At 63.8% G+C, this 3,912-nt stretch carries 3 protein-coding genes and 1 pseudogene; 1 reads left to right on the top strand and 3 read right to left on the bottom strand.

Annotated features, from left to right (window positions below; all coding sequences use genetic code 11):
- Nucleotides 1-202: pseudogene (locus AB0O81_RS13940) on the top strand (TetR/AcrR family transcriptional regulator); the annotation flags it as partial.
- A gap of 181 nt (nucleotides 203-383) precedes the next feature.
- On the opposite strand, the gene efeB reads toward AB0O81_RS13940, so the two are convergent.
- The 3 genes from efeB to efeU are packed head-to-tail and all read right to left on the bottom strand — an operon-like array spanning nucleotide 384 to nucleotide 3,908.
- Nucleotides 384-1,697 carry an iron uptake transporter deferrochelatase/peroxidase subunit gene (gene efeB / locus AB0O81_RS13935; RefSeq protein ID WP_363585266.1) on the bottom strand — a complete coding sequence of 438 codons (1,314 nt, stop codon included), beginning with the start codon at nucleotides 1,695-1,697 and terminating at the stop codon, nucleotides 384-386.
- Nucleotides 1,698-1,728: 31 nt separating this feature from the next.
- Complete coding sequence (gene efeO / locus AB0O81_RS13930; RefSeq protein ID WP_363585262.1) at nucleotides 1,729-2,958, bottom strand: iron uptake system protein EfeO; 1,230 nt, start codon at nucleotides 2,956-2,958, stop codon at nucleotides 1,729-1,731.
- On the bottom strand, nucleotides 2,955-3,908 hold the full coding sequence (gene efeU / locus AB0O81_RS13925; RefSeq protein ID WP_363585264.1) for an iron uptake transporter permease EfeU: 954 nt from the start codon (nucleotides 3,906-3,908) through the stop codon (nucleotides 2,955-2,957). Before efeU ends, efeO begins: the two co-directional genes overlap by 4 nt.
- Nucleotides 3,909-3,912: the final 4 nt, after the last annotated feature.

Here is a 3,912-nt window from a genome sequence, read left to right as displayed (position 1 = left end):
CGCGTTTGCGATCGGATTCGGTCTCGATCTCACCGCACCCGATGAGATATGGCAACCGCCCGGCGAAACGAAGACGCTCGGCCGGCTCATTGACGGTTCGGTCGGGGGCAGCGAGCGAAGCGACGCGGCGTTCGAAGTCGGTCTAGAGCTCTTGATCGGGTCGCTGCGTGCGCGACTCGAGCGGGTTGCTCGAAACAGCTGATCCCCTGAGCGCACGTCACGAAGTACGCCAAATGGCGACCATCGTGGTGATACGCCCGATGTCGTCGATCTCACGGTCAGCGCCGGATATCCCAACGTCGAACGCCCCGACGCGACCTTTCAACGTCGTCGTCGGCGCACCGCGTCGACACCACGGTCGCGGCCGGTGGTGTCGACGTTCGCTAGGCGAACAGCTCCGCTCCCACGTACGAACCCGCAGCGGCACCGGGCGGCACGGCCCATAGGCCCGAGCCGATGTGCTGAATGTACTCGTTCATGACATCGGTGGAGAGCGAGCGTTGCACATCGATGAATTGCTGAGGACGGCGCTGATAGGACAAGAAGAACAGGCCCGCATCGAGGCGCCCAAGCTCATTGTTGCCATCGACGTAGTTGTATCCGCGGCGCAGGAGCTGGGTACCCCCGTTCATGTCGGGGTGCGCCAAACGCACGTGGCTGTCGACGGGAATGGTCGGAGTACCGTCTGCGTTTGTCTTGTCAAAATCGGGCTCTGTGAATTCATCGCCTCCCGACAGAGGAGCGCCCTCCCCCTTATCGCGCCCGATGATGTCTTGCTGCTCCGCGAGACGAACGCGATCCCAGGTCTCGATGAGCATCGCGATCTTGCGCGCCACGAGATAGGAACCGCCGGCCATCCACTCGGGAGTATCTGCGCTGGCCACCCAGACGTTGTCGGCGAGGGCCTCCGTGTCATCCGACAAGATGTTGGCGGTGCCATCCTTAAATCCAAACAGGTTGCGCGGTGTCTGCTGTGCGGCCGTCGTGCGCGACGTGCGCCCAAAACCCAGCTGCGACCATCGCAACCGCGCGCGGCCGAAGGCGATGCGGCTGAGGTTGCGGATCGCGTGCACGGCCACTTGTGGATCATCGGCGCATGCCTGAATGCACAGGTCGCCATCAGAGAGGAGTGGCTGGAGGTCGTCTCCGAGAAAGCCCGGCAGTCGTTCGAGTTCGCTCGGGCGTTTCGAGGCAATCCCGAACCGGTCGACGCCATCGGCTTCGAAGAGGGTCGGCCCGAATCCGAAGGTGATCGTCAGGCCGCTTGCAGAAAGCCCGAGAGCTTCACCCGTGTCATCGGGCGGAGCCTCTAGCGACCCGCCCACGGCGCCGGTGGCGCTGACGTCCAACCCCGCGGCCATGCGCGAGGCGGCATACGACCAATCTTGCAAAAGCTCGATGAGGTCAGCGCGATCGGTGCGTGCCATCATGTCGAACGACGCAAAATGCAGATGATCTTGCACCGGGGTCGTGATACCCGCTTGGTGCGCGCCATAAAAATCGTATACAGACGCGGATGCCTCGGCTGCCTGGGCCCGCCCGGCGGCTGTGCCCACCCCCAGCCCGATGCCGCCGCCCACGGCAAGACCTGCCGTACCCATCGCGAAGCCCAGCAACCCGCGGCGAGAAAGACCGCGCGGCGCCGCGGCGCTCTCGTCTGGCGTGCCTGAATCAGGCTCGTTTTGCGAGGGCGCCACGGCGTCGTTGGTCGGTGATGAATCGGTCACGCTACTCCAGAATGGTCACCGTAAGCTGCGACAGCGGCTCGGCGAGGGTGTTTAGCGTATCGCTCAGATCACGCTTGTCTTCGTCGGTGAGCTCGCTGTAATAGACGAACCCGGTTTCGAACGATCCGTATTCCGCGAGCAGGTTTTCAAGGTCGGTGTAGCCCTCCTCGATCTGCTCGACAAGCGCAGCGCCGTCGTCTCCTGTCGCCTCGGCGAAATCTCGCACGAGCGAGAACGCCATTTTCGAGCCCTCGACATTGGCCGCGAAGTCCCACAGGTCGGTACCCGACCACCAGTCTTCTTCGCCGCTGATCTTGCCCGTCGCCACTTCGTCGAGCAGTGCAATCGCGCCGTTGGAGAGCCCCGCGACGCCCTGCGCCTCGAGAACCTCCAGGAAATCGGTCGAGTGTACGTAGTCGTAAAGCTCTTGCACATCGGCAATCAGCTGGTCACCGAATGCCGCGCGTTCCGCCTCCGTCGACGGCGCCCAGTCTTCCCAGGCCGGCGTCAGGTCGTCTGAGTTGAGCGCATCTTGCGCGGGCACCCACAAGTCTTTTTCAATGCGGTGGAAGCCGGTCCAGTCCAACCCCTCGGCCACCGCATCAACTTCGCGGTAGTCGATGCGCGGGTCGAGGTCGCCGAGCGCCTCCGCAATCGGCTCGATGCGCTCGTAGTAGGCGCGCACGAGCGGGAACTGCTCGCGTGCGGCCTCGTCGTCGCCCGTTTCATAGGCGGTCACGAATTCGTTGACGGCGGGCACGAGCTGGCCCACCTGGTCTTTTACGAACGCGGCATAGAGAGCAACAGCTTCGGCCTTCAGCTCGCTGTCTTCGGTGTCAACCTCGACCGCGTCTCCTGTGACCGAGAACGACGCACGGCCGACGCCGTCGCCCACCATGCCGGGCTTGCACACCGTGTAGTACTCGCCGGGCTGAGCAATGACGGTGAGCGTGCGGGATGCCCCGGGGGCGATGTTTTCCACTTCGCCCACGATGCGGAGGCCATCATCTGCAAGAAGGTAGAACTCCGTGATCTGATCTCCGGAATTCGTCACATCGAACGCGAGGGTGCCACTCGTGGTCGTAGCCGTAGACACCTCACACGCGTCGGCAGACGAGGTGACGGCAAGCGCGTCGCTAGCGGCGACATCGGCCTTAGCTACGCACCCGGCGAGGGCGAGAGCGCCCACGACAGAGAATGCGAGAGCGCCGGTCAAACGGTGCGGGGTCATAGTGCTCCTAATAGCGACGTGGAGGGCGCGGACGGCCCAGCCGGGGGGACATTTGTGTGCGAACGGGTCTTCCGAAGCGCTGAAGAGAACTGCGCACGACCCCAGAAGAAGCCGACGGTGCCGATGTACGCGGCCCATCCGATCACCTGAAGCCACGTCATCTGCGGCATGAACCCGACGGTCGCTTGGAGCACCGAGGCCCACACTCCGCCGGGAACGATGCTTTCACTCACGTCGAAGGCCCACCCCGACGGGAAGCCGGAAAAGCCCACGGCGACGGTTCCGGTCACGGCATCGAGGGGAGCGGCCGCGGTAAAGGGGCCGGGCAATGCGCCCGCTTCTTGAAGATCGTGAATGGCGTAGGCAAGAACCCCCGCCGCGACAACGATGAGAAACGCGCCCGTCCAGGTGAAGAAGAGACGCAGGTTGAAGCGCAGCATCCCACGAGAAAGCAACCAGCCCAACACGACCGCGGCGGCGATTCCGAGCAACGCACCGAGCAACGCCGCGGGCGCGTTTCCGAATGACTGAACCATCGACCAGAGCAACAGTGTTGTTTCCAAACCCTCACGCGCGACCGAAACGAACCCGATCAGCACGATGGCCCACAGGCCGCCCACGGCAAGCGCGCGGTCAAGCTCGCCCTCCAGCGATGTCTTCAGTGTGCGGGCCGTGCGCTGCATCCAAAAGATCATCCAGGTGACCATGGCGACGGCCAAGAGTGAGAGCCCGCCCCCAATAAGCTCTTGCGCCTCGAACGTCAGCGCGTACGCACCAAATGTGAGCACGGCACCGATCAGGAGGGAAAGCGCGACAGCCATCCCCACACCGATCCACAGGCGCGGCAAGACGTCGCGGCGGCGAAGCTGCGTGAGGTAGGCAACGAGAATTCCCACCACGAGGGCGGCTTCGAGGCCTTCACGCAAACCGATCAGGAATGTAGCGAGCACAGTG

It is taken from the genome of Microbacterium sp. NPDC076911 (assembly GCF_040687125.1).
Taxonomy (GTDB): domain Bacteria; phylum Actinomycetota; class Actinomycetes; order Actinomycetales; family Microbacteriaceae; genus Microbacterium.
The sequence above is the reverse complement of the archived record's forward strand: the minus strand, read 5'-3'. Positions and strand labels throughout refer to the sequence as shown.

What these genes read in the sequence shown, in the direction of transcription:
- efeO (WP_363585262.1), bottom strand. Translation starts at nt 2,958, where the DNA reads ATGACCCCGCACCGTTTGACCGGCGCTCTCGCATTCTCTGTCGTGGGC.